General features: G+C 36.6%; 20 protein-coding genes and 2 pseudogenes. 20 read left to right on the top strand and 2 right to left on the bottom strand.

The genetic code is table 11. From position 1 onward, the window contains the following. The first annotated feature begins 41 nt into the window (after positions 1-41). The 14 genes from PY093_RS00330 to PY093_RS00265 all read left to right on the top strand — a co-directional run bounded on the left by PY093_RS00330 (position 42) and on the right by PY093_RS00265 (position 17,886). Positions 42-4,349, top strand: a complete 4,308-nt coding sequence (locus PY093_RS00330; protein WP_275643861.1) for a PolC-type DNA polymerase III — start codon at positions 42-44, stop codon at positions 4,347-4,349. 547 nt (positions 4,350-4,896) lie between these two features. Next, positions 4,897-5,370 carry a ribosome maturation factor RimP gene (rimP, locus tag PY093_RS00325; RefSeq protein ID WP_275643860.1) on the top strand — a complete coding sequence of 158 codons (474 nt, stop codon included), beginning with the start codon at positions 4,897-4,899 and terminating at the stop codon, positions 5,368-5,370. A 40-nt stretch (positions 5,371-5,410) separates the two neighbouring features. Then, the gene (gene nusA, locus PY093_RS00320) at positions 5,411-6,535 is read left to right on the top strand and encodes a transcription termination factor NusA (RefSeq protein ID WP_275643859.1); all 1,125 of its coding nucleotides are present in this window, start codon (positions 5,411-5,413) and stop codon (positions 6,533-6,535) included. A gap of 13 nt (positions 6,536-6,548) precedes the next feature. Further along, positions 6,549-6,827 (top strand): RNase P modulator RnpM, encoded by a 279-nt coding sequence (rnpM, locus tag PY093_RS00315; RefSeq protein ID WP_275643858.1) that lies wholly within the window; start codon positions 6,549-6,551, stop codon positions 6,825-6,827. 1 nt (position 6,828) lies between these two features. After that, the gene (locus PY093_RS00310) at positions 6,829-7,131 is read left to right on the top strand and encodes a YlxQ family RNA-binding protein (RefSeq protein ID WP_275643857.1); all 303 of its coding nucleotides are present in this window, start codon (positions 6,829-6,831) and stop codon (positions 7,129-7,131) included. 19 nt (positions 7,132-7,150) lie between these two features. Then, the gene (infB, locus tag PY093_RS00305) at positions 7,151-9,328 is read left to right on the top strand and encodes a translation initiation factor IF-2 (RefSeq protein WP_275643856.1); all 2,178 of its coding nucleotides are present in this window, start codon (positions 7,151-7,153) and stop codon (positions 9,326-9,328) included. Then, complete coding sequence (locus PY093_RS00300) at positions 9,328-9,606, top strand: DUF503 domain-containing protein (RefSeq protein WP_275643855.1); 279 nt, start codon at positions 9,328-9,330, stop codon at positions 9,604-9,606. Before infB ends, PY093_RS00300 begins: the two co-directional genes overlap by 1 nt. A 17-nt stretch (positions 9,607-9,623) precedes the next feature. After that, entirely contained in the window at positions 9,624-9,980 is a 357-nt protein-coding gene (gene rbfA / locus PY093_RS00295; RefSeq protein WP_275643854.1) for a 30S ribosome-binding factor RbfA, read from the top strand. Between the two features lie 410 nt (positions 9,981-10,390). Further along, positions 10,391-11,326 carry a tRNA pseudouridine(55) synthase TruB gene (truB, locus tag PY093_RS00290; RefSeq protein WP_275643853.1) on the top strand — a complete coding sequence of 312 codons (936 nt, stop codon included), beginning with the start codon at positions 10,391-10,393 and terminating at the stop codon, positions 11,324-11,326. Between the two features lie 29 nt (positions 11,327-11,355). Beyond that, the gene (ribF, locus tag PY093_RS00285) at positions 11,356-12,321 is read left to right on the top strand and encodes a bifunctional riboflavin kinase/FAD synthetase (protein ID WP_275643852.1); all 966 of its coding nucleotides are present in this window, start codon (positions 11,356-11,358) and stop codon (positions 12,319-12,321) included. A 103-nt stretch (positions 12,322-12,424) separates the two neighbouring features. Beyond that, entirely contained in the window at positions 12,425-12,694 is a 270-nt protein-coding gene (gene rpsO / locus PY093_RS00280; RefSeq protein ID WP_275643851.1) for a 30S ribosomal protein S15, read from the top strand. 427 nt (positions 12,695-13,121) lie between these two features. Next, on the top strand, positions 13,122-15,233 hold the full coding sequence (pnp, locus tag PY093_RS00275; protein WP_275643850.1) for a polyribonucleotide nucleotidyltransferase: 2,112 nt from the start codon (positions 13,122-13,124) through the stop codon (positions 15,231-15,233). A 390-nt stretch (positions 15,234-15,623) separates the two neighbouring features. Continuing rightward, entirely contained in the window at positions 15,624-16,583 is a 960-nt protein-coding gene (locus PY093_RS00270) for a polysaccharide deacetylase family protein (protein WP_275643849.1), read from the top strand. A 67-nt stretch (positions 16,584-16,650) separates the two neighbouring features. Next, entirely contained in the window at positions 16,651-17,886 is a 1,236-nt protein-coding gene (locus PY093_RS00265) for a M16 family metallopeptidase (RefSeq protein WP_275643848.1), read from the top strand. A 129-nt stretch (positions 17,887-18,015) separates the two neighbouring features. Here the strand turns inward: PY093_RS00265 and PY093_RS21330 are convergent. Together PY093_RS21330 and PY093_RS21325 are read right to left on the bottom strand one after the other, a co-directional pair. Then, positions 18,016-18,551 (bottom strand): annotated as a pseudogene (locus PY093_RS21330) (IS4 family transposase); the annotation flags it as partial. A gap of 435 nt (positions 18,552-18,986) precedes the next feature. Next, positions 18,987-19,320: pseudogene (locus PY093_RS21325) on the bottom strand (IS4 family transposase); the annotation flags it as partial. Between the two features lie 255 nt (positions 19,321-19,575). Between PY093_RS21325 and PY093_RS00260 the strand changes: the two are divergent. The 6 genes from PY093_RS00260 (at position 19,576) to dapA (ending at position 25,189) form a co-directional block, all read left to right on the top strand. Further along, a complete protein-coding gene (locus PY093_RS00260) occupies positions 19,576-19,833 on the top strand; it encodes a YlmC/YmxH family sporulation protein (RefSeq protein ID WP_275643847.1) in 258 nt (85 codons plus the stop codon). 236 nt (positions 19,834-20,069) lie between these two features. Further along, entirely contained in the window at positions 20,070-20,963 is an 894-nt protein-coding gene (gene dpaA / locus PY093_RS00255) for a dipicolinic acid synthetase subunit A (protein WP_275643846.1), read from the top strand. Beyond that, positions 20,963-21,562, top strand: coding sequence for a dipicolinate synthase subunit B (locus PY093_RS00250; RefSeq protein WP_275644175.1), 600 nt, complete (start codon positions 20,963-20,965; stop codon positions 21,560-21,562). Before dpaA ends, PY093_RS00250 begins: the two co-directional genes overlap by 1 nt. A 302-nt stretch (positions 21,563-21,864) precedes the next feature. Then, positions 21,865-22,914 carry an aspartate-semialdehyde dehydrogenase gene (asd, locus tag PY093_RS00245; protein ID WP_275643845.1) on the top strand — a complete coding sequence of 350 codons (1,050 nt, stop codon included), beginning with the start codon at positions 21,865-21,867 and terminating at the stop codon, positions 22,912-22,914. Between the two features lie 148 nt (positions 22,915-23,062). Then, on the top strand, positions 23,063-24,304 hold the full coding sequence (dapG, locus tag PY093_RS00240) for an aspartate kinase (protein ID WP_275643844.1): 1,242 nt from the start codon (positions 23,063-23,065) through the stop codon (positions 24,302-24,304). A gap of 18 nt (positions 24,305-24,322) precedes the next feature. After that, complete coding sequence (gene dapA / locus PY093_RS00235) at positions 24,323-25,189, top strand: 4-hydroxy-tetrahydrodipicolinate synthase (protein WP_275643843.1); 867 nt, start codon at positions 24,323-24,325, stop codon at positions 25,187-25,189. The last annotated feature ends 125 nt before the right edge of the window (positions 25,190-25,314 follow it).

Here is a 25,314-nt window from a genome sequence, read left to right as displayed (position 1 = left end):
AAGGGGTACCTTCAATTGTGGAAGGAAGAGGTGAATAGTGAATGGATGGAATAAGGAGAGAACAGACAGAACGTTTTCAACTCCTACTCCAGCAACTTGGAATTACGGAAGATGTGTATGTTAAACATTTTGAACATGCAGCAATTGAAAAGCTAGTGATTCATAAAGAGAAAAAGGCTTGGCATTTTCAATTTAACATTGAAACAATACTACCCGCAGAATTATACCAGTTATTCAATAACCAGTTATTAAAAACATTTGCTCATATCGCATCAGTTACCTTTTCGATTCAAGTGAGAAATCAACAATATAACGAAGAACTTGTGCAAGCCTATTGGACAACATGTTTAAAAGAAATCGATGGCATTTCTCCACCGTTGTTATCATTATTAAATGAACAGTTACCCACACAACAGGGTTTAAAGCTATTGGTAAAAACTAAAAATGAAACAGAAGCAATGGCAATAAAACGAAAATATACGAAGATTATTTCAGAAATTTATCAATCTATGGGATTTCCTCCATTCCAATTGGATACAGAGGTGAATAGTGATAATCAAGAATATCAGAAGTTCTTAATCCAAAAGCAGCAAGAAGACCAGGAAAAGGCACTTCTAGCTGTCACTGAAATGCAAAAGAAAGATAAAGAAAGTACTACTGAGAGATCCGGACCCCTAACAATTGGTTATACAATTAAAGAGGATGAAGATATTAAGTCAATAGATTCGGTACAAGATGAAGAACGCCGAATTGCTATTCAAGGTTATATTTTTGATGCAGAGACGAAAGAACTTAGAAGTGGAAGGTCATTATTAACGTTTAAGATTACAGATTATACAAACTCGCTCTTAGTAAAAATGTTTTCTAGAGATAAAGAAGATGTTGGCCTACTACAAGCTGTTAAAAAGGGCATGTGGGTTAAGGTAAGAGGCAGTATTCAAAATGATACCTTCGTACGTGACCTTGTCATGATGGCAAACGATATTAATGAAATTAAACCAAAAGGCAGGACAGATACAGCTGGTGCTCAAGAGAAACGGGTAGAGCTCCATCTTCATACACCGATGAGTCAAATGGATGCTGTTACATCAGTAAGCCGTTACATTGAACAAGCAAGCAAGTGGGGACATAAAGCAATTGCTGTCACTGATCATGGAGTGGTTCAATCATTCCCTGAAGCTTACTCCGCTGGTAGGAAAAACGGAGTTAAAATCTTGTATGGATTAGAAGCTAATGTTGTAGATGACGGTGTTCCGATTGCCTATAATGAACAGCATCGATTACTTCAAGACGATACATTTATCGTATTTGACGTAGAAACAACAGGGTTATCTGCTGTCTATGATTCTATAATTGAGCTTGCTGCTGTAAAAATTAAGGGTGGAGAAATCATTGACCGCTTCGAAGCGTTCGCCAATCCACACCATCCACTATCCGCTACTACCATCAATTTAACTGGTATTACTGATGATATGGTTAGAGGTGCTCCAGAAATAGCTGAGGTCTTAAAAAAATTCCATGCTTGGAGTGGTGATGATATCTTTGTTGCCCATAACGCGAGTTTTGATATGGGCTTTTTAAATGTAGGATATAAGAAAATAGGTTTAGAAAAAGCTTCTAATCCTGTTATTGATACTCTTGAACTGGCGAGATTCCTATTGCCAGATTTAAAAAATCACCGACTTAACACATTGTGTAAGAAATTTGATATTGAGTTAACACAACATCACCGTGCGATATATGATGCTGAGGCAACTGGTTATTTACTTCTGAAAATGTTGAAGGATGCGCTTGAAAAAGGTATCGAGTATCATGACCAATTAAACGATAATATGGGTAAAGGGAAGGCATATCAGCGGTCACGACCATTCCATGTAACCTTATTAGCACAAAATGATATTGGGTTGAAAAATCTATTTAAACTTGTATCAATATCGCATTTAGACTATTTTTATCGTGTACCAAGAATTCCTAGATCTATTTTACAAAAATATAGAGAAGGAATTATTTTGGGTTCGGCTTGTGATAAGGGTGAAATCTTTGAAGGAATGATGCAGAAATCTCCTGAAGAGGTTGAAGAAGTTGCAGCTTTCTATGATTATATAGAAGTCATGCCACCAGACAACTATAAGCATTTAATTGAATTAGAACTAATACATGATCTTAAAGCTTTAAAAGAGATTATTACAAATATAGTAAAATTAGGTGAAAAGCTTGATAAACCAGTTGTCGCAACTGGAAATGTTCATTATTTAAACCCAGTAGATCATATTTACCGTAAAATCTTAGTCAATTCTCAGGGTGGTGCTAATCCACTAAACCGTCATTCATTACCAGAAGTTCATTTTAGAACAACTGATGAAATGCTTGAATGTTTTTCCTTCTTAGATAAGGATAAAGCAAAGGAAATTGTAGTGAAAAACACTCAACAAATTGCTGAAAGTATTGATGATATCAAGCCTATTAAGGATGACTTATACACTCCTAAAATTGAAGGTGCAGATGAAGAAGTCCGACAAATGAGCTATGACATGGCTCGGAGAATTTATGGCGAACAGCTGCCTGAAATTGTAGAAAAACGGATTGAGAAAGAACTAAAAAGTATTATTGGTCACGGATTTGCAGTCATCTATCTCATTTCACATAAACTTGTAAAAAAGTCATTAGATGATGGTTATCTAGTTGGTTCACGTGGTTCAGTCGGGTCTTCGTTAGTTGCAACATTAACCGAAATAACCGAAGTTAACCCACTTCCACCACATTATGTTTGCCCATCATGTAAACATTCTGAGTTTTTTAATGATGGATCGATAGGTTCTGGCTTTGATTTACCAGATAAAGATTGTACAAACTGTGGTGAAAAGTACACAAAAGATGGACATGATATCCCCTTTGAAACGTTCCTTGGTTTTAAAGGAGATAAAGTTCCGGATATTGATTTGAATTTTTCGGGAGAATACCAACCTCGTGCTCATAATTATACGAAAGTTCTGTTTGGAGAGGATTATGTCTACCGAGCAGGAACGATAGGTACGGTGGCAGAAAAAACAGCATACGGCTATGTGAAAGGATATGCTAATGATAATAATATGATCTTAAGAGGGGCAGAAACCGATCGTCTTGTTTCAGGATGTACGGGTGTAAAGAGAACATCTGGACAACATCCTGGTGGAATAATCGTAGTACCAGATTATATGGATATCTATGATTTCACACCGATCCAGTTTCCAGCAGACGATTCAAGCTCAGAATGGAAGACAACACACTTTGATTTCCATTCCATTCATGATAATTTATTAAAATTAGATATACTTGGTCACGATGATCCAACTGTTATTAGGATGCTTCAAGATTTAAGTGGTATTGACCCTAAAACAATTCCAACAGATGACCCTGAAGTCATGAAAATATTTAGTGGTACCCAATCGCTAGGAGTGACAGAGGACCAGATTATGTGTAAAACGGGAACGCTAGGTATACCTGAGTTTGGAACTAGATTTGTAAGACAAATGTTAGAGGACACAAAGCCTACTACGTTCTCTGAACTTGTTCAAATATCTGGATTATCTCATGGAACTGATGTTTGGTTAGGGAATGCTCAAGAGCTTATTCATAACAAAACCTGTACACTTAGTGATGTTATCGGGTGTCGTGATGATATAATGGTTTATTTAATGCACAAAGGATTAGAACCATCTTTAGCGTTTAAGATAATGGAATCAGTACGTAAAGGTAAAGGACTTTCAGATGAATTCATTGAAGAAATGAAAAAGAATGAAGTGCCTAATTGGTACATTGATTCTTGTTTGAAAATTAAGTATATGTTCCCTAAAGCCCATGCAGCAGCATATGTTTTAATGGCTGTAAGGATTGCTTATTTCAAAGTCCATCATCCATTGTTGTATTACGCAGCATATTTTACGGTTCGTGCAGATGATTTTGATGTAGAAGCAATGAATCGTGGTTCGATTTCAATTCGCTCAAAAGTTGATGAAATCAATGCCAAAGGATTAGATGCGTCTCCTAAAGAGAAGAATTTATTAACAGTCATGGAGCTTTCTTTAGAAATGTGTGAGCGTGGCTTTTCTTTTCAAAAGGTTGATCTCTACCGTTCAAGTCCAGCACAATTTATTATTGATGGTGATTCATTAATTCCACCGTTCAACGCAATACCAGGTCTTGGTACGAACGCAGCCTTAAATATTGTAAAGGCAAGAGAGGAAGGCGAATTCTTGTCAAAAGAAGATCTGCAAAAACGTGGGAAAGTGTCTAAAACAATTATTGAGTATCTTGATAATCATGGATGCTTGGAGGCACTTCCAGAGCAAAACCAATTATCTTTGTTCTAGCTAAACGGACGTTCCAGCGCTGTTCTTAAAGAAAAAAGGGATAGATATTTAAACCTTGTTTTGGTGTCTAGCTCCGGGCGCCATCGGCTCTATGGTATAAGCCAATCCCTTTCCGAAGGCAAAAAACGCCTTCAGTCAGGGCTCGTCTTATGCTTGTCCCCGAAAGGCGGGCGCGCCTTGCGCTTTTCTTAAATTATTTGCATTAAAAAATTGGTTATGTTATAGTTTTTATGGAAATACTATAAATAATTCATCTAAAGAGTGGGGAAACCCACTCTTTCGTATTGATGTGAGTTATTGTTATTTGCTACTATCGGTAACAAAGTCCTACTGATGGAAGTAATGCTCTATAGGGTAATACTTATTTGTCCACGTTTAAAGGTTTTTTGATTTAAAAACGTTTAAACGTTGCTACTACATATTCTTGTACATTCTTAGCGCCAAATACCTATAGTGTTACACCTATTCCCTGCTACGTTAGCAGGGTATTTTCGCAACAATCATTAATTTTTTATTAATTCCTTGTTTAAAGTTAAGGAGGAATAACATGAGTAAAAAGGTAACACAAACTGTAGAAGATTTAGTGATACCTATTTTAGAAGAATTAGGACTTGAACTTGTAGATGTTGAATATTCAAAGGAAGGTAAGAACTGGTTCTTACGAGTCTTCATTGACAAAGAAAAAGGAATTGACATTGAAGAATGTGGGATTGTAAGCGAAAAATTAAGTGAAAAGCTTGATGAAATTGATCCTATCCCATATAACTACTTCCTTGAAGTATCATCCCCTGGTGCTGAACGGCCACTAAAAAAAGAAGCTGATTTTCTTAAAGCATTAGGAAAACAAGTTCATCTAAAAACGTATGAACCAATTGATGGAGAAAAAGTTTTCGAAGGAGAACTAACTTCATTTGACGGAAGTACTGTAACGATCACAGCTACAATCAAAACTAGAAAAAAAGTGCTTGAAATTCCTTATGAAAAAGTAGCAAGTGCTAGACTAGCTGTTACTTTTAATTAATTTCAAACGGATACCAGGAAAAAAGGGGGATGTATGTTCAATGAGTAGTGAACTTTTAGATGCCTTAACATTACTCGAAAAAGAAAAGGGCATAAGTAGCGACGTGTTAATAGAAGCAATTGAAGCTGCTTTGATTTCCGCCTATAAGCGTAATTTTAATCAGGCACAAAATGTTAGGGTAGATCTAAACCTTGCAAATGGTTCGATGCGTGTTTTTGCAAGGAAAGATGTGGTCGATGAGGTATATGACTCAAGACTTGAAATATCAGTTGAGGAAGCAAGATCAATCAACCCAAATTATGGTGTGAATGATGTAGTTGAAATAGAAGTGACACCAAGGGACTTTGGGCGTATTGCAGCACAGACAGCAAAACAGGTCGTTACGCAAAGAGTTCGTGAAGCTGAAAGAGGGGTTATATACTCTGAATTCATGGATCGCGAAGATGATATTATGACAGGTATAGTCCAACGTATTGATTCTAAGTTTATCTATGTAAGTTTAGGGAAAATTGAAGCACTATTGCCAGCTAATGAGCAAATGCCAAACGAAAAATATAAACCTCATGATCGTATTAAAGTCTACATTACAAAGGTAGAGAAAACGACTAAAGGTCCTCAAATATTTGTTTCAAGAACACATCCTGGATTGCTTAAACGTTTATTCGAGATTGAAGTTCCAGAGATTTACGATGGAACAGTCGAAATAAAATCTGTTGCAAGAGAAGCGGGGGATAGATCGAAAATCTCTGTCCATTCTGATAATGACGAAGTGGATCCTGTAGGTTCTTGTGTAGGACCAAAGGGACAACGTGTCCAAGCAGTGGTAAACGAGTTAAAAGGTGAAAAGGTTGATATTGTGCGCTGGTCAGAAGATCCTGTCGTATTTGTTGCCAATGCTTTAAGTCCTTCTAAGGTGTTAGATGTTATGGTTAATGAAAACGAAAAGGCAACTACAGTTGTTGTTCCTGACTATCAATTATCTTTAGCAATTGGTAAACGCGGACAAAATGCACGTTTAGCGGCAAAGCTAACAGGTTGGAAAATTGATATAAAGAGCCAGTCTGAAGCAGAGGAATCAGGAATATATCCACGCGAAGGTATATCATTCTTTGATGATGAAACTGATGACGATACATTCGATTTACATATAGAAGAAATCGAGTGAGAGGTGAAAATAAATGGTTGTTCGTAAAAAAATACCTTTACGAAAATGTATTGCTAGTGGTGAGATGAAGGCTAAGAAGGAATTGGTACGTATTGTTCGTTCAAAAGAGGGCGAGGTATCAATTGATTTAACAGGTAAGAAAGCAGGTAGAGGCGCTTACCTTAGTTTAGATAAAGAAATGATTTCTTTAGCTAAAAAGAAAAATATTCTTGCTAACCAATTAAAAGTTGCAATTCCTGAAAGTTTATACGATGAACTGCTTGAATTGGTTGAGAAGGAGAATAATTCATGAAATGAGTAATAAAGAGTGGATGTCGCTATTAGGTCTTTCCAATCGAGCACGAAAAATTACTTCAGGTGAGGAACTAGTGATTAAAGAAGTTCGCAGTGCACGTGCAAAACTAGTTCTTTTATCTGAGGATGCATCAGCAAATACTACAAAAAAAATTAGTGACAAATGTACCTATTATCAAATACCACTTCGCACTGTAAGTGACCGTTACATTCTAGGTCAAGCGATCGGAAAAGATGCTAGAGTTGTTGTTGCTGTTACCGACAGTGGGTTTGCAAATAAATTGATGTCTTTGCTCGATTAATTTATTTGGGGGTGAACATATGAGTAAAATGAGAGTTTATGAATATGCAAAAAAACAAAACGTCTCAAGCAAAGATGTAATTACAAAATTAAAAGAATTGGACATCGAGGTAAGTAACCATATGGCAACAATTGAGGACGACATAGTAGTAAAGCTAGATCAAAAATATTCTAAAAATCCAAAAACTAACACACATCAAGAAAAACCTAAGCCAAATGCTACAAAAGCATTTGATGATGAAGATGATGCAGTTATTGTTAAAAAAGAGCCAATCAAAAAAGCGGTTCCTAAACAAAATGATAGTAAAAAGGGTACTCAACAAACACAACAAGTTGAGAAAAAAGTATTTAATAAGAATAAAAATAAGAACAATAACAACAATAAAAACAAACATAATCAACACCAAAATCAACAACAGGCTCAAAAAAAGCCTGAGAAAAAACTTCCCGAAAAAATTACCTTCATCGGTTCATTAACAGTTGGTGAACTAGCAAAGGAATTAGGAAAAGAACCTTCAGAGATTATTAAAAAGCTTCTTCTTCTTGGTGTTATGGCTACAATCAACCAAGATTTAGATAAAGAATCAATTGAATTAATCGCTGGAGAATATGGTGTTGAAGTTGAAGAAGAAATTGTTTATGAAAAAACAGAGTTTGAAGGGTATGTCAATGAAGAAAACCCTGAGGACCTTGTTGAACGCCCAGCAGTTGTTACGATAATGGGTCACGTTGACCATGGTAAAACAACACTTTTAGATTCTATTCGTCATACGAAAGTAACTGAAGGTGAAGCGGGTGGCATAACACAACATATTGGTGCATACCAAATCGTTGAAAGTGGAAAGAAAATTACATTCCTTGACACTCCAGGACATGCTGCATTTACAACGATGCGTGCTCGTGGTGCACAAGTAACTGATATTACAATCCTTGTTGTAGCTGCAGATGATGGTGTAATGCCACAAACAATTGAGGCAATCAACCATGCTAAGGCTGCTGAGGTACCAATAATCGTCGCAGTTAATAAAATGGATAAAGCAGGTGCAAATCCAGATAGAGTGATGCAAGAACTAACTGAGCATGGACTTGTTCCAGAGGCTTGGGGTGGAGAAACTATCTTTGTACAGCTATCTGCTTTATCAGGTGATGGAATTGATTCATTAATTGAAATGATTCTTTTAGTAACTGAGGTAGAGGAATTAAAAGCAAATCCAAAAGCAAATGCAACTGGAACCGTTATTGAAGCACAGCTTGATAAAGGTAGAGGATCAGTCGCCACTTTACTTGTACAAAACGGAACATTGCGTGTAGGAGATCCCATCGTTGTTGGTAACACGTTTGGTCGAGTACGTGCGATGGTTAACGATTTAGGTCGACGAGTAAAAGAAGCAGGCCCATCTACTCCAGTTGAAATAACAGGATTAAATGATGTACCACTTGCTGGCGATCAGTTTATGGTGTTTGATGATGAAAAAACTGCTCGTTCAGTTGGGGAAGCTCGTTCACAAAAACAACAGGTTGAACAACGTGGAGAAAGAACGAAAGTTAGCCTGGAAGATTTATTTGAACAAATTAAACAAGGTGAAATGAAGGAAATTAACTTAATCGTAAAAGCTGATGTTCAGGGTTCTACAGAGGCACTTGCTGCATCCCTACAAAAGATAGATGTAGAGGGTGTAAAAGTTAAAATCATTCATACTGGAGTAGGTGCGATTACCGAGTCAGATATCATCTTAGCTTCTGCATCAAATGCTATTGTTATCGGCTTTAACGTTCGCCCAGATGCTGGCGCAAAAAGAACAGCTGATGTAGAGGATGTAGATATCCGACTTCACCGAATTATCTATAAAGCAATCGAAGAAATCGAAGCGGCAATGAAGGGAATGCTTGACCCAGAATTTGAAGAGAAAGTCATTGGTCAAGCGGAAGTTCGTACAACATTCAAAGTTTCAAAAGTTGGAACAATTGCTGGTTGTTATGTTACAGAAGGTAAGATTACTCGTGATAGCGGTATTCGATTAGTTCGTGATAGTGTTGTTATTTTTGAAGGTGAAATTGACACACTAAAACGTTTTAAAGATGACGTGAAAGAAGTTGCAAGAAACTATGAATGTGGTATAACAATTACGAAATTTAATGATATTAAAGAAGGAGACATAATCGAAGCGTTCGTTATGCAAGAAATTGAGCGTAAATAATGATTGGTTATGTTGAATGTGAATGTATCATTTATAACGCTCATTCACTGAAAGAAAAACGAGCTGTGTTGCAGAGAATTATTATACGGCTGAGACAGAGATATAATGTTTCGGTATCTGAAGTGGATTATCACGATCTGTGGCAACGTACTAAAATTGCGATTGCAGTCGTCTCATCCAGCAAGAAAACGACAGAGATTGAATTAAATCATGCTTTAACTATGATTGATTCATTTCCAGAGATAGAACGAACGGTTACAGAATTTGAGTGGCTCTAATTATGAGGTGATTTTAAATGAGTATACGACCAACCCGTGTTGGGGAACAAATGAAGAAAGAATTAGGTGAAATCATCGGTCGAAAAATCCAAGATCCACGCATCGGCTTTGTTACTGTTACTGATGTAGAAGTGACAGGTGATTTACAACAGGCTAAGGTTTTTATTTCTGTACTAGGCGATGATGAACAAAAAGAAAATACACTTAAAGGCTTAGCGAAAGCTAAAGGCTTTATCCGTTCAGAAATTGGGCAGCGTATTCGTTTAAGAAAAACACCTGAAATTTCTTTTGAATTTGATGAATCAATCAATTATGGAAACAGAATTGACACTTTACTTCATGAAATTAATAAGGAATCCAATCCAGAACAATAAAGGAAGAGGATAGGCTTTTAAAGTCTATCCCTTTTTTTTTCAAAAGTTAAGAAAGTATAAAAATTTGTACCTAGTCTTAGTGTCTAGCTCCGGGCGCCATCGACTCTATGGTATAAGCCAATCCGTCCGGAAGGTAAAGAACAACCTTCCAGCCGGCTTGTCTTATGCTTGTCGCCGATAGGCGGGCGCCCTGCGCTTTTCTTAAAAGATAAGAAAGTATAAAAATTTGAACCTAGTTTTAGTGTCTAGCTCCGGGCGCCATCGGCTCGAGGTCATAAGCCAATCCCTTCCCGAAGGCAAAAAACGCCTTCAGTCAGGGCTCGTCTTATGCTTGTCGCCGATAGGCGGGCGCCCTGCGCTTTTCTTATTAAAAGGTATGTTTAGTATTATATTAGTAAGGAGTTGGAGAATTGGACGGAATTCTTTTACTGAATAAGCCCAAGGGCATGACATCACATGACTGTGTTTTTAAAATTAGGAAATTAATTAAAATTAAAAAGGTTGGACATACAGGAACCCTTGATCCTGATGTTACTGGTGTTTTACCTATTTGTATTGGTAGGGCAACGAAGGTTGTTGAATACGTAACAGGAAAAGATAAAACGTATGAAGCTGAGGTTACGCTAGGTTTTTCTACGATTACTGAAGATTCTTCGGGAGAGGTTGTTGAAAGGAAACAAGTGAGTGAGACTATTTCAAGAAAGCAAATTGAGAATGTGCTCCATTCGTTAACAGGCACGATCAACCAAACTCCGCCCATGTTTTCTGCAATAAAAGTGAATGGTAAGAGGCTCTATGAATATGCAAGACAAGGCATTGAGGTTGAAAGACCAACACGTCAGGTTAGGATAAGTGAATTAGTATTATTAGATGATAGGCAAGTTTTCGAAGGTGTTACGATTTCATTTCGCTTCCGTGTGACCTGTAGTAAAGGAACATATGTCAGGACACTCGCTGTAACTATTGGTGAAAAGTTAGGTTATCCCGCCCATATGTCTGACTTAATTAGGACTGCCTCAGGTGAGTATACTCTTGAAAATTGTTTTACATTTGAAGAAATAGAAGAAATGGTTCAAAAGGGAACTTTAGCTAGTATTTTATTTCCGCTTGAGAGTGCACTTTCACATTTGCCGGATTTTAAAATAAATGATAAAGTAGCAGAGAAAGTAAAAAATGGTGCTGTCCTATCGTTACCTGAAGAGCTTTTTGCGTTAAATGATAGTGAACCTTTCAGAGTAACTGATAACCAAGGTGAATGCGTTGCGATATATGAACGTCATCCTAACAAGCCGCACTTAATTAAACCAGTAAAGGTACTTATTAACTTACAAGAATTAAAATCATAGCTTCATCTGATTGGAAAAGGTGAATAGAAGTGAAAATAATACATATTACACATCCGCATCAATTTCAAAGAGAAAATATACCAAGTACTGTATTAGCAGTTGGATATTTTGACGGCGTCCATCTCGGACATCAAAAAGTAATTAAAGCAGCTAAAAAAATAGCTGATGAAAATCGTCAAAGTAGTGCAGTTATGACCTTTGATCCCCACCCTTCAGTTGTTTTAGGAAATGGACGTAATCAAGTGAAACTAATTACAACCATTGAAGAAAAAGCTGAAATCATTAGTGGGTTAGGCATAGACATGATGTATATCATTACTTTTAATGAAGAGTTTGCAAGTCTCCTTCCTCAACAGTTTGTAGACGAATACATCATCGGCCTCAACGTAAAGCATGTAGTTGCAGGTTTTGATTTTAGCTATGGCAGATTAGGAAAAGGGAATATGGAAACACTACCTTTTCATTCCCGCGATGAGTTTACACAAACAACAATCGAAAAGATGACGGTATCACAACAAAAAATTAGCTCTACGTTAATTCGAGAGCAAATAAACTCCGGTCAACTTTTGGAAATAAGGGAATTGTTAGGTCGTTTTTTTACACTTTCAGGAATTGTTGTACATGGAGATAAAAGAGGAAGAACAATTGGATTTCCAACCGCCAATTTAGACGTTTCAAAGGGATATAATGTGCCTCCTGTTGGCGTATATGCAGTTAGAGTCAATGTGAAATCGAAATGGTTTAATGGTGTTTGTAATATAGGTTATAAACCTACATTCCACAAAGATAAAAAAGTACCAACAATCGAAGTCCATATTTTTGACTTTAACGAAGATATCTATGGTGAAAAGATTATAGTTGAATGGCATGAGCGAATAAGATCAGAAAAAAAGTTTGAAAATGTATCGGAGTTAATTGAACAAATTCAAAAAGATAAAGAAAATGCAGTGAAGTACTTCGAAAAAATAACGCCTGAGACTTGCTTTTTTTCATAAAAAGAGGTATTCTAATAGACGTACTAGAGAACCGTTGCTTGGCAATGCGAATCACCAACGCTTGCTCGGTAATTGGGGATTATAAAATAGGAGGTGAAATAGGATGGCTATCACACAAGATCGCAAGAATGAACTAATCAGCGAATACAGAACACATGATACTGATACTGGGTCTCCAGAAGTTCAAATTGCTGTCCTAACTGAAGAAATTAATAACTTGAATGAACATTTACGTACACACAAAAAAGATCATCATTCACGTCGTGGTCTATTGAAGATGGTTGGTAAACGTCGTAATTTACTAAACTACCTTCGTAATAAAGACGTTGCTCGTTATCGTGACCTAATCACTAAACTTGGTTTACGTAGATAATGTACTAAAAGCGGGAGAATTCCCGCTTTTTTATTGTTAAGGAATTTATTAAATTGTAAGGTTGGATATAACTTCGTGTCTCTGTCTATCTACGTCTAGCTCCAGGCGCCATCGGACCTGAGGTCATAAGCCAATCCGTCCGGAAGGTTAAAGAACAACCTTCCAGCCAGCTTGTCGCCGATAGGCGGGCGCCCTGCGCTTTTCTTATTAGCAAAATTTTAATTTACATATAGCTTTAATATTGATATGTTCTAATAAATTAGTTCATACTATACATATAACTTTACACTACTTATGCTTGTTTAATAAAGTTAAATAATAAACCAGATTTGTCTAGTAAGACTTTAGATGTTCGGGTAGTGAATAGTGGTTGATACAACACTTAAAAAAGTTTTTTTAATGTACATATAGAGAGGGGTACTAAGTAATGGAACAAGGTAAACAAGTCTTTTCGACCGAATGGGCGGGGCGAGAGCTAACTGTTGAAATTGGCCAATTAGCCAAACAAGCAAGTGGTTCAGTCTTAGTTCGTTACGGAGAAACTGTTGTTTTAAGCACTTCAACAGCTTCAAAAGAACCTAAAAATTTAGATTTCTTTCCGTTAACAGTCAATTATGAGGAACGTTTATATGCAGTAGGGAAAATTCCAGGTGGATTTATTAAACGTGAAGGAAGACCAAGCGAAAAAGCAATTCTAGCAAGTCGTTTAATTGATAGGCCAATTCGTCCGCTTTTCGCTGATGGTTTTCGCAATGAAGTTCAGGTAATCAGTATTGTTATGAGTGTTGACCAAAATTGTTCATCAGAAATGGCTGCAATGTTTGGATCATCACTTTCCCTATCTGTATCAAATATTCCATTTGAAGGTCCGATCGCAGGTGTTATTGTTGGTAGAATTGAAAATCAATTTATCATTAATCCATCTGTTGACCAACTGGAACAAAGTGACATCCATTTAGTGGTTGCAGGTACAAAGGATGCAATCAATATGGTTGAAGCTGGTGCAAACGAGGTGCCAGAAGAAGTAATGCTTGAGGCAATCATGTTTGGACATGATGAAATTAAAAAGCTAATTGCATTTCAAGAAAAAATTGTGGAAGCTGTTGGACAAGCAAAAAGAGATATTAAACTTTATGAACTAGATCAAACAATTGAACAACAGGTTCGTCAACATGCTGAAGAAGAAATAAATAAAGCTGTACAGGTTCATGAAAAACATGCAAGAGAAAACGCGATCAATGAAGTGAAACTAGCTGTCATTACGAAATATGAAGAGCAGGAAGCGGATGATCAAACCTTAAAACAGGTAAAAGAAATTCTAAATAAACTTGTTAAAGAGGAAGTTCGTAGATTAATTACAGTTGAAAAAATCAGACCGGATGGAAGAAAACCTGATGAAATTCGCCCATTGTCTTCTGAAATTGGTTTATTACCACGCACACATGGTTCAGGTCTTTTTACAAGAGGACAAACACAAGCACTTAGTATTTGTACATTAGGTGCACTAGGAGATGTACAAATTTTGGACGGGCTTGGGATTGAAGAGTCAAAACGCTTCATGCACCATTATAATTTCCCGCAATTTAGTGTAGGGGAAACCGGACCAATGAGAGGACCCGGCCGTCGTGAAATTGGACATGGGGCTCTTGGTGAACGTGCACTAGAACCAGTTATTCCTTCAGAAAAGGACTTTCCTTATACGGTACGTCTTGTGTCTGAAGTGCTTGAATCAAACGGTTCGACGTCACAAGCAAGTATTTGTGCAAGTACATTAGCAATGATGGACGCAGGTGTACCAATTAAAGCACCAGTTGCAGGGATTGCGATGGGGTTAATAAAATCTGGTGAACACTATTCAGTTCTTACTGATATCCAAGGCATGGAAGACCATTTAGGAGATATGGACTTTAAAGTAGCTGGTACTGCAAATGGAGTTACGGCCCTGCAGATGGATATTAAGATTGATGGGTTATCAAGAGAGATACTTGAAGAAGCGCTATTACAGGCGAAAAAAGGCCGTATGGAAATATTAGACTCCATGTTAAGTACAATAAATCAACCAAGACATGAATTATCTAAATATGCTCCTAAAATCCTGATGATGCAAATTAATCCTGATAAGATTCGTGATGTTATTGGACCTAGCGGTAAACAAATCAATAAGATTATCGATGAAACAGGAGTTAAGATTGATATTGAACAAGATGGAACAGTGTTTATTTCTTCTATTAATCATGAAATGAACGAAAAAGCTAAGAAAATCATTGAGGATATCGTTCGTGAGGTAGTAGTTGGTCAAATGTACCTAGGTAAGGTAAAACGAATTGAAAAGTTCGGAGCCTTTGTAGAGCTATTTAGTGGGAAAGACGGACTTGTCCATATTTCTGAGCTTGCTGAAGAACGCGTAGGTAAAGTTGAAGATGTTGTTTCACTTGGAGACGAAATCCTCGTTAAGGTCATGGAAGTTGACAAACAAGGACGTGTTAACCTGTCACGCAAGGTTGTTTTACGAGAAGAAAAAGAAAAACAAGAATCATAATGGGACCTGCTAACCCAGGTCTTTTTTCTTTCTATTGGTAAGGAACTTTTCTGAAAGATTGTTATTTTAAACATCCATTGTATAGATGTTTCGAGAAATTAGTTGCGGTTTAAGAAAAAAAGATGCAACTATATTGCATGCTAAGTGAAGTAATTGGTAAGACAACCATGTTTACTAAAGTAATCATAGTTATAATAGCATGCTATTTTAAATCAAATAGTTTTATGAAATTTCCGATATTCCTCACTTTAGCCTACAGTAAGTTCTACCTTGTCCTTCTTTTACATATTTTCTAGTAATCAGGTTAGTTGTAATAAAATTAGCTATTATTACGAAAACTAAGGTATTCAATAAACACGATATACTTTAGAGAGGAAAGAAGGCTAAATGATGAGGAAAAATTACATACACTTTATAGCATTAGGAATTATCTTTTTCATTTCAATTGGTGCCGTACAAAATCCATACGCCACGAATTATGTAAATGCACTGAAAAACGACAGCATCACTGTCTCAAAGCAGCAGGATCCTTTGTATCTGGAAATTTCTGAAAAAGCAAAGCAATATGAGGTACCAGCCGAGGATGCAAAAATAGATAAGGTATGGAAAGCAACCCCTGGCTATAATGGACTAAAAGTTGACGTAGGCGCATCTTTTGAAAATATGAAGAAAATAAACAAGTTTGATGAAAAGAAATTGGTTTATAAGCAGGTTAAACCGAATATCCATTTAAATGATTTACCACCGACAGCTATTTACAGGGGTAATCCAAATAAACCTATGGTATCCTTCATTATTAACGTCGCATGGGGAAATGAATATATTCCTAATATGCTTGAGACGCTTGAAAAAAATAATACAAAAGCAACATTTTTCTTAGAAGGAAGATGGGTTAAGGAAAATCCTGAGCTTGCTAAAATGATCGTTGATTCAGGACATGAGATTGGGAATCACTCCTATACTCATCCAAATTTAAAAACACTGCCCTCAGCACAAGCAAGGGAACAGTTGGACAAAACAAATAAGGTAATTGAAGCTACAACCAGTATCGAACCAACTTTATTTGCCCCTCCAAGTGGCAGTTATCGAGATGAAATTGTTAAAATAGCAGCGGAATTTAAAATGAAAACAATCATGTGGAGTGTTGATACGATTGATTGGCAAAGACCAGAACCACATGTCATAGTTGATCGTGTAATGGGCAAGGTTCATCCTGGAGCATTAATTTTAATGCACCCTACACAATCAACTGCTCAAGCCCTGGAAACCCTAATCCTTTCAATTAAACAAAAAAACTATACAATTGGTGATGTGACGACATTATTGAGTGAAGAAAGAATGACCGACTAGCATTATGTCGGGTGAAATGATCGTTTATGAACCTCAACTTATGGATAGCAGAATAGGAGGAAAAATATTGATAAAAAAATATACTTGTCAAAACGGTGTAAGAATAGTATTAGAAAATATCCCAACTGTCCGGTCAGTTGCAATTGGCGTATGGATTGGAACAGGATCTAGAAATGAAAATAATCATAATAACGGGGTATCCCATTTTCTAGAGCATATGTTTTTTAAAGGTACGGTTAATCGTTCAGCAAGAGAGATAGCTGAATCGTTTGATAGCATAGGTGGTCAAGTAAATGCGTTTACCTCTAAAGAGTATACCTGTTACTATGCAAAGATACTTGATGAACACTCTAGTTTTGCGCTTGAAGTGTTATCAGATATGTTCTTTAATTCAACTTTTGATGAAGATGAATTAAAAAAAGAAAAGAACGTTGTCTATGAAGAGATTAAAATGTATGAAGATACACCTGATGACATCGTACATGATTTATTAAGTAAAGCTAGTTATGAAAGTCATCCGCTAGGCTATCCAATTTTAGGAACAGATAAAACACTTGAAACGTTTAATGGTGACGTATTACGTCAATATATGAGTGAAACCTACATACCTGAAAATGTTGTCATATCAGTTGCTGGTAATATTGAAGAAGATTTTATAAAAGAAATTGAGCAATATTTCGGGAATTTTACTTCTGAGCATAAACCACAACATTTTGAGAAACCATCTTTCCATCCTAACCGAGTTTCAAGGAAAAAAGATACGGAACAGGTACATCTTTGTATCGGTTATAAAGGATTACAGGTTGGTGATAAGGATATATACAATTTGATTGTCTTAAACAATATTCTTGGTGGTAGTATGAGTAGTCGTTTATTTCAAGAAGTACGTGAACAGCGTGGCTTAGCATATTCAGTCTTTTCATATCACTCCTCATATCAAGATAACGGTATGATGACGATATATGGTGGGACGGGAAGCAACCAGTTAGACCTGTTGTTTGACACGATCCAAGATACATTGAAGAAGCTTAAAAACGATGGTATTACCACTAAGGAGCTCGTAAATAGCAAGGAGCAAATGAAAGGCAACTTAATGTTAAGTCTTGAAAGTACAAATAGTAGAATGAGTAGAAATGGTAAAAATGAACTGCTATTAAAGCAACATCGTACATTAGATGAAATCATTGAAAAGCTTAACCTAGTAAACGAGGATAGTGTAAATGAACTGTCTAACCGTATTTTTAATGATGAATATTCCGCCGCTTTAATAGGGCCAAATAACGAGCTTCCAAAAGGCATGTAGATGATATTGCGTCTAAAAATGAAAACTTGAGTTTCGCACCCTTAATAAACAGGATTTTCTAACTCATAAACCTGCCTAAACCCTTGTTATATAAGGCTTGTCTATTATTCCATTTTCCATTTTAATTGCCTATGCAGCTTTATCCTCTTGAAATAATTGTTTACCTAAAAATGAGTCTTCAAATAGCTCCCTTTAGAAATTGATATTCTGGGGAGTTTTTGAACTCTTTGATGTCGACCGTTCCAGAGTCTGCTACCTGCCGTGATCAATACCTGCAGAAGCTCCTCGAACCTATCCCATAACCTTTCGGCTAATCATCTCGTCTTTGACATGTTCAAAATAGGCCTCCAAGTGTCTCATAATCATTGATCCTGCGAAAGTTGGCAAGAAACACATAGAGGATATAGGTGGTGGTCACATGGGCTAATTTGGGCGTCAAAATCCTGGGAATTTCCAAACTTCAGATATTGGTTGACCTCTCGAAAGAAGACTTCGATCGTCCAACGTACCGAATATATTTCCAGCATCGCTAGAAAAGAAAATGAAGTGTCTGTGGATAGATGCAGTTTCCAATCTTTTTGATTTGGAAATCGGCAGAAGTATAATTTCACTTCTCCCACACCTTCATAGTCCACAATAACCTCAAAAAAACGGGTGTTTCTTTTGCTAAAGGGTTCCGTTTTGAGGTGGAAGTCCTATAAATTACAATGAAAAGGCGTTCAATCTGACAACAGATTTGACATCTCTTTGACACCCATAAATAAAAATATAGAGCGAACCCACAAGAACCATGAGATGAGGGAATCAGCATGGTTTAATAAATAAGCGGAGAAATTTCTCTTAATTACGAAATAGCACTTAAAATAGCTTAAATAGACGGAAGAATTCCGACTATTTACACAAAAAATGTCAAAATGGAACATTTTGCATTGCTTAAGCGGAAAACCTCCGCTTATATACCCCGAACCAAGCCTTATTACGCAGTTTAACCGGAAAATCTCCTCTTATTTTAACTATATCACTGGTTACTAAATTTAGGAGATGACTTCTGATGTATATGGAAATATCGTAAGAATTGACATCCCAATTGACATTTAATTTTGATCCATTTTCCGTCCGACACGGCTATCAACGGTATCATCCAAAATAAAGGCTGCGTTATTCGCCACTTTCTGATCTGGATTAACCAAACGTTGAAATTGCTTGGATACGTTTAAAAGCAGACTCCGCAAAGGCATACGCTCATTATTTTTCAAACGATAAAGCGCATCTTTTTTTCATCTCTGTTACCCTTTTAAAATCATTTCTAAAGAAGGCATTCACACTGTTTTGAAGCATTAAAGGAAACACGAATAACAAGGTAATAACCTCCGTCACAGGGTAACCTTCCTCCTTTTTGAACCCAACCTTGTGACAGAGGGATTTGAATTTGAATGAGCCCTTGAGCTTTTTTTATTTAAACTTCTAAATTATGGACTACTTCTATAGAATATAGTAAGGCTCTTTTCAGGTAGATTGTTATTTTTATGGTACAAAAAAAATTTTATAGAGTTATGTTGAGAAAGCTTGTTACGATAAAGGAAGAAAAAATGCCACTATCCTGTGTTCTATATGAAATAAACTGGTACTTTAAAAACAACAATTTTTACGAAAGCAGCCTATTGTAATGACTATCAAGGAGGAATCCGAATGAGGTTGAGTGAGCTGGGTGGCAAAGAAATCGTTGACGTTAAGAGAGCTGAGCGCTTAGGTGTATTAGGGCAAACAGATCTAGAAATTAATGAACAAACAGGACAAATTAATGCCCTAATTATCCCGTCATTAAAATGGTTTGGTCTAAGAAAACAAGGTAGTGAGGTAAGAGTACCTTGGCAGCATATTAAGAAAATTGGTACAGATATGATTATAATTGATATTCCAGACGAATATACAAATGATAATGAGTGAACGAAAAGAATTGACCCACCTAGGTGAGGTCAATTTTTTTTGTGCTTTTTTATAATATCAGAATTTATATGTGAAAGCATAAAATTTTGTGCTTAGCTTTAATGTCTAGCTCCGGGCTCGCCCTGCGCTTTTGTTCTTCACCACTTTCTATTCACCTATTCATGTTGTTTTTCATAAGATGTTTAAGTAAATGAAATTGAATTGGCAGATTTCCATAAAAGAGAAGGTGAAAAAACATGTTAACTGGTATGCACATTGCTATAATTGGCGGGGATGCAAGACAGTTAGAAGTAATTCGCAAATTAATTGAGTTAGATGCGAAGATTTCTTTAATCGGCTTTGATCAATTAGATCATGGTTTCACAGGCGCTTCAAAGGAGCAAATGGATGAAATTGATTTCACGGATATAGATGCCATTATATTACCAGTTTCGGGTACCAATAGTGAGGGGCAGGTCGAAACAATTTTTTCAAACGAAAAAGTAATCCTTACTGAGGATATTATTTTAAAAACTCCAGACCATTGTGTCATTTTCTCAGGGATCAGTAACAGTTATCTAGATAACATCACGGTAAATCGTGAATTGGTTAAGTTATTTGAGCGTGATGATGTAGCTATCTACAACTCGATTCCGACAGTTGAAGGTACAATCATGATGGTTATTCAGCATACAGATATTACAATTCATAATTCTAACGTTTTAGTTCTTGGATTGGGACGTGTAGGAATGAGTGTTGCACGGACGTTCAATGCACTTGGTGCACATGTAAAAGTAGGAGCTAGACGATCGGAACATATAGCCAGGATAACTGAAATGGGATTACAACCATTTCACCTTGATGATCTAAAACGTCAAGTGTCTGACGTGGATGTGTGTATTAATACAATTCCACACCTAATTGTTAAAGCGGGCGTTATTTCCAAAATGCCAGCACATGCGTTAATCGTTGATTTAGCTTCAAAACCAGGTGGAACCGATTTTCGATATGCTGAAAAACGGGGAATCAAGGCTCTATTAGCTCCAGGTCTTCCTGGGATTGTAGCACCAAAGACAGCAGGTAAAATTGTTGCAAATGTGCTTTCACAAATTTTGATAGATCATTTGCAAAAAAGAGAGGAGAATAAATGATGGAATTAAAAGGGAAACGTATTGGTTTTGGATTAACAGGCTCACACTGCACATATGATGCAGTTATGCCTGAGATTGAAAAGTTAATTAAGGCAGGTGCAGAAGTTATACCTATTGTATCTAATACGGTTAAGACAACGACTACAAGATTTGGAAAAGGTGAAGATTGGATTAAAAGAGTTGAAGATATTACTGGTAACAAAGTAATTGACTCTATTGTTGGAGCAGAGCCTCTTGGGCCTAAGATACCATTAGATTGTATGGTTATAGCACCGTTTACGGGAAATTCAATGAGTAAGTTTGCAAATGCCATGACTGACTCACCTGTGTTGATGGCAGCAAAGGCAACTTTACGTAATTTAAAACCGGTTGTTCTTGCTATCTCAACGAATGACGCATTAGGTCTAAATGGAGTTAACTTAATGAGACTAATGGCAACAAAAAATATTTACTTTATACCGTTTGGGCAGGATGCACCAACAAAGAAACCAAGTTCGATGGTTGCTCGTATGGAAATGTTAGAAGAAACAGTTCTTTCCGCAATGGAAGGGAAGCAACTTCAACCAGTGATTATTGAAAAATTTCGAGATGGCGAATGACAAATCAAGCTGATACAATAAGAAGAGAGGATTTCTTAATGTAATAAAAATCTTCTCTTCTTTACTGCGTGAATATGATAAAATAAATGATATGATTTCTTGTATTATTATTCACGGGTGACTATACCTTTAGTTATATATAACCAAATGGGGTTCTTTCCATTTCACGTAGGACTTATCGTTATGAATGGGTAAACGTAGTGTATAATCATCAGTGGAAAATAAACCAACCTCTACAATTGTAGAAATAATTCTTGAATAAACATTGCTTTTTATAAGCATTTACTGGAAGGGGTAAGAAAATGACACATCCAAATGGATTACATGTAGCAGTTGTCGGCGCAACAGGAGCAGTTGGTACACAAATGATTCAAACACTTGAAAATCGTGATTTCCCTATTTCAAAACTTACACTATTATCATCAGAACGTTCTGCTGGAAAGAAGGTAAAGTTTAAAGGGGAGGAAATCATCGTACAGGCAGCCACTCCAGAAAGTTTTGAAGGAGTTCAAATTGCCTTGTTTAGTGCGGGGGGAAGTGTTTCTAAACAATTAGCGCCAGAAGCTGTTAAACGTGGTGCAATTGTTGTAGACAATACAAGTGCTTATCGCATGGATGAGGATGTACCTTTAGTTGTTCCAGAAGTTAATGAAGAAGCACTGAAAGACCACAATGGAATCATCGCTAATCCCAACTGTTCCACAATCCAAATGGTTGTTGCACTAGAACCAATTCGTAAAAAATTCGGGTTAAATAAAATTATTGTCTCAACATACCAGGCTGTATCTGGTGCTGGTGATGCTGCTATAAATGAAATGAAAGAACAAGCGAAAGCAATTCTTGATGGAAGTGAATATACGCCTGAAGTACTTCCTGTTAAGGGCGATAAAAAACATTATCAAATTGCATTTAATGTTATCCCGCAAATTGATAGATTTGAGGAAAATGGATTTACTTATGAAGAAATGAAAATGATTAATGAAACGAAAAAAATCATGGGGTTAGGAGACCTACATGTTGCTGCAACATGCGTCAGACTTCCTGTAGAAACTGGACATTCAGAATCTGTCTATTTTGAAATAGAACAAGGAAATGTCACAGTACAAGAAATTAAAAATATACTATCTGAAGCACCAGGTGTGGTACTCGAGGATGACCCTTCACAACAAATTTATCCAATGCCTGCTAATTGTGTAGGCAAAAATGATGTTTTTGTAGGTAGAATTCGTAAGGACCTAGATCGTGATAATGGGTTTCATATGTGGGTGGTATCTGATAATTTATTAAAGGGTGCTGCTTGGAATTCAGTACAAATTGCTGAGGGCCTTGTTAGGCTTGGTATAATAAAATAAAACAGGCAAACCTTCACCTGTTTAGCTTACGGGTAGTTTTGTATTGATTTGGTGAATTCCAACTACCCGTTATAGCTGGATTTTATTAACTTTTTTTAAAGGGGAGTAGCTAGTCTACTGACCTCTAACACTATTATGGGGTGTATATATGAATGTGATCGTCCAAAAATTTGGCGGAACTTCTGTAAGGGATGAAAAAACTAGATTATTAGCTGAGAAGCATATTAAGAATGCTCTGGACGAAGGATATAAAGTTGTTGTCGTAGTATCAGCAATGGGACGCCTTGGAGATCCTTATTCAACTGATACGCTATTAAGTTTAGTTGACAATACCGAGTCTAAAATTAGTAATCGTGAAACAGATATGCTGTTATCTTGTGGTGAATTAATTTCTAGCATTGTTTTTTCACATATGTTAAATAGCCATGGAATAAAAGCCACTGCTCTAAATGGGGCACAGGCTGGTTTTAGAACAAACAATGATCATACTAATGCAAAAATTATTGAAATGAAATGTAATCGTCTAATTGAAACGCTAGAAGAAAACGATGTTGTAGTAGTAACAGGGTTTCAAGGTATCTCAAAAATGGGTGATGTAACAACGATTGGTCGAGGTGGCAGTGATACATCGGCTGCAGCTTTAGGGGTTGCATTAAACGCTAAATGGATTGATATTTTTACAGATGTAGAAGGTGTAATGACTGCTGATCCTCGGATTGTCGATGATGCTCGTCCATTATCGGTTGTTACTTACACTGAGATATGTAATATGGCATATCAAGGTGCAAAGGTAATACACCCTCGCGCTGTAGAAATTGCGATGCAAGCAAATATACCGATCCGTGTTCGTTCAACATACTCTGACTTACCCGGTACTCTCGTTACATCCATTGAAAAAGGGAGTAAGGGTAGAGATATTAATGAAAGAGTAATTACTGGTATTGCACATGTTGCAGATGTAACTCAAATTAAGGTTCAAGCAAAAAAAGGACAATATGATTTACAAACAAAAGTGTTTAAAGCGATGGCGAATGCGAAAATCAGTGTTGACTTTTTTAATATAACACCAAATGGCGTTGTTTATACTGTTACAGGAGAGGCAACTAATAAAGCGATTGAAGTATTGGAGGATCAGGGATTTGATCCTGCTGTGACAAGACATTGTGCGAAAGTTTCTACTGTTGGTGCGGGTATGAATGGTGTACCTGGTGTAACCTCTAAAATCGTTACCGCATTATCAGACAAAGGTATTCAAATTCTTCAATCTGCTGATAGTCATACTACCATATGGGTACTTGTTAGACAAGATGATATGATAAACGCAATTAATGCTCTCCATAAGGCATTTAATCTTTCTGATATAGCCAATGAAGTTGAACATGAGAGCTAATGAGGTAGGAGTGGAAAAATGATTAATTTTGGTAAAATAGCTACGGCAATGGTAACACCTTTTGATAAAAAGGGAAATATTGATTTTGTAAAAACGACTCAGCTTGTTAATCATTTGATTCATAATGGAAGTGACTCCCTAGTAATTGCAGGCACTACAGGTGAGTCACCAACCTTGTCTTCTGAAGAAAAGGTTGCTCTTTTCCGTCATGTCGTTCAAGTGGTTGATGGGAGAGTTCCTGTTATTGCGGGTACTGGTAGCAATAATACGTATGCTTCTGTTGAATTAACAAAAAAAGCCAAAGAAGCTGGTGTAGACGCAGTAATGATTGTTGCACCCTACTATAACAAACCAAATCAAGCTGGTCTTTATCAGCATTTTAAAGTAATTGCAGAAAGCACAAACCTTCCTGTGATGGTTTATAATATTCCTGGTCGATCGGTTGTTACTATATCAGTTGAAACGATTGTAAAGCTTTCGAAAATTCCAAACATTGTTGCTGTAAAGGAAGCTAGCGGGAATTTAGATGCAATGACTGAAATTATTGCCCAAACCGCTGAGGATTTCATGTTATATAGTGGTGATGATGGTTTAACTTTGCCTGTTCTCTCGATTGGTGGAAATGGGGTAGTATCTGTAGCTTCCCATATTTTAGGTAATGAAATGCAAAAAATGATTTGGAATTTCGAGGAAGGAAATACTGCAACAGCAGCACGTATCCACCAGTCCATTCTCCCACTTATAAAAGGATTGTTTACAGCACCTAGTCCAACACCAGTTAAAACAGCTCTACAATTGAAAGGGCTGGATGTTGGTTCTGTTCGTTTACCATTAGTTCCTTTAACAGAACAAGAACGAATAAAACTTCAAAGTTTACTGAAATAATATAAAAAGGCACCCATCCGGTTGCCTTTTTATATTGGACAAAGTTTTAATTCATTCATAAAATAAATAGCATCTTTACTGAGGGGGTTTACCCAACGATTGTCTTTGATGGATAAATAAGTTTT

The sequence above is a fragment of the Cytobacillus sp. S13-E01 genome (genome assembly GCF_029193815.1).
In the GTDB taxonomy this organism is placed as follows: domain Bacteria; phylum Bacillota; class Bacilli; order Bacillales; family Bacillaceae_L; genus Bacillus_BV.
This window is presented reverse-complemented; position numbering and strand designations above follow the sequence as displayed.

What these genes read in the sequence shown, in the direction of transcription:
- rimP (WP_275643860.1), top strand. Translation starts at nt 4,897, where the DNA reads ATGAGTAAAAAGGTAACACAAACTGTAGAAGATTTAGTGATACCTATT.
- PY093_RS00250 (WP_275644175.1), top strand. Translation starts at nt 20,963, where the DNA reads ATGGAATTAAAAGGGAAACGTATTGGTTTTGGATTAACAGGCTCACAC.
- nusA (WP_275643859.1), top strand. Translation starts at nt 5,411, where the DNA reads ATGAGTAGTGAACTTTTAGATGCCTTAACATTACTCGAAAAAGAAAAG.
- PY093_RS00300 (WP_275643855.1), top strand. Translation starts at nt 9,328, where the DNA reads ATGATTGGTTATGTTGAATGTGAATGTATCATTTATAACGCTCATTCA.
- rnpM (WP_275643858.1), top strand. Translation starts at nt 6,549, where the DNA reads ATGGTTGTTCGTAAAAAAATACCTTTACGAAAATGTATTGCTAGTGGT.
- PY093_RS00310 (WP_275643857.1), top strand. Translation starts at nt 6,829, where the DNA reads ATGAGTAATAAAGAGTGGATGTCGCTATTAGGTCTTTCCAATCGAGCA.
- PY093_RS00330 (WP_275643861.1), top strand. Translation starts at nt 42, where the DNA reads ATGGATGGAATAAGGAGAGAACAGACAGAACGTTTTCAACTCCTACTC.
- rbfA (WP_275643854.1), top strand. Translation starts at nt 9,624, where the DNA reads ATGAGTATACGACCAACCCGTGTTGGGGAACAAATGAAGAAAGAATTA.
- dapA (WP_275643843.1), top strand. Translation starts at nt 24,323, where the DNA reads ATGATTAATTTTGGTAAAATAGCTACGGCAATGGTAACACCTTTTGAT.
- PY093_RS00260 (WP_275643847.1), top strand. Translation starts at nt 19,576, where the DNA reads ATGAGGTTGAGTGAGCTGGGTGGCAAAGAAATCGTTGACGTTAAGAGA.
- pnp (WP_275643850.1), top strand. Translation starts at nt 13,122, where the DNA reads ATGGAACAAGGTAAACAAGTCTTTTCGACCGAATGGGCGGGGCGAGAG.
- asd (WP_275643845.1), top strand. Translation starts at nt 21,865, where the DNA reads ATGACACATCCAAATGGATTACATGTAGCAGTTGTCGGCGCAACAGGA.
- PY093_RS00270 (WP_275643849.1), top strand. Translation starts at nt 15,624, where the DNA reads ATGAGGAAAAATTACATACACTTTATAGCATTAGGAATTATCTTTTTC.
- rpsO (WP_275643851.1), top strand. Translation starts at nt 12,425, where the DNA reads ATGGCTATCACACAAGATCGCAAGAATGAACTAATCAGCGAATACAGA.
- dpaA (WP_275643846.1), top strand. Translation starts at nt 20,070, where the DNA reads ATGTTAACTGGTATGCACATTGCTATAATTGGCGGGGATGCAAGACAG.
- infB (WP_275643856.1), top strand. Translation starts at nt 7,151, where the DNA reads ATGAGTAAAATGAGAGTTTATGAATATGCAAAAAAACAAAACGTCTCA.
- dapG (WP_275643844.1), top strand. Translation starts at nt 23,063, where the DNA reads ATGAATGTGATCGTCCAAAAATTTGGCGGAACTTCTGTAAGGGATGAA.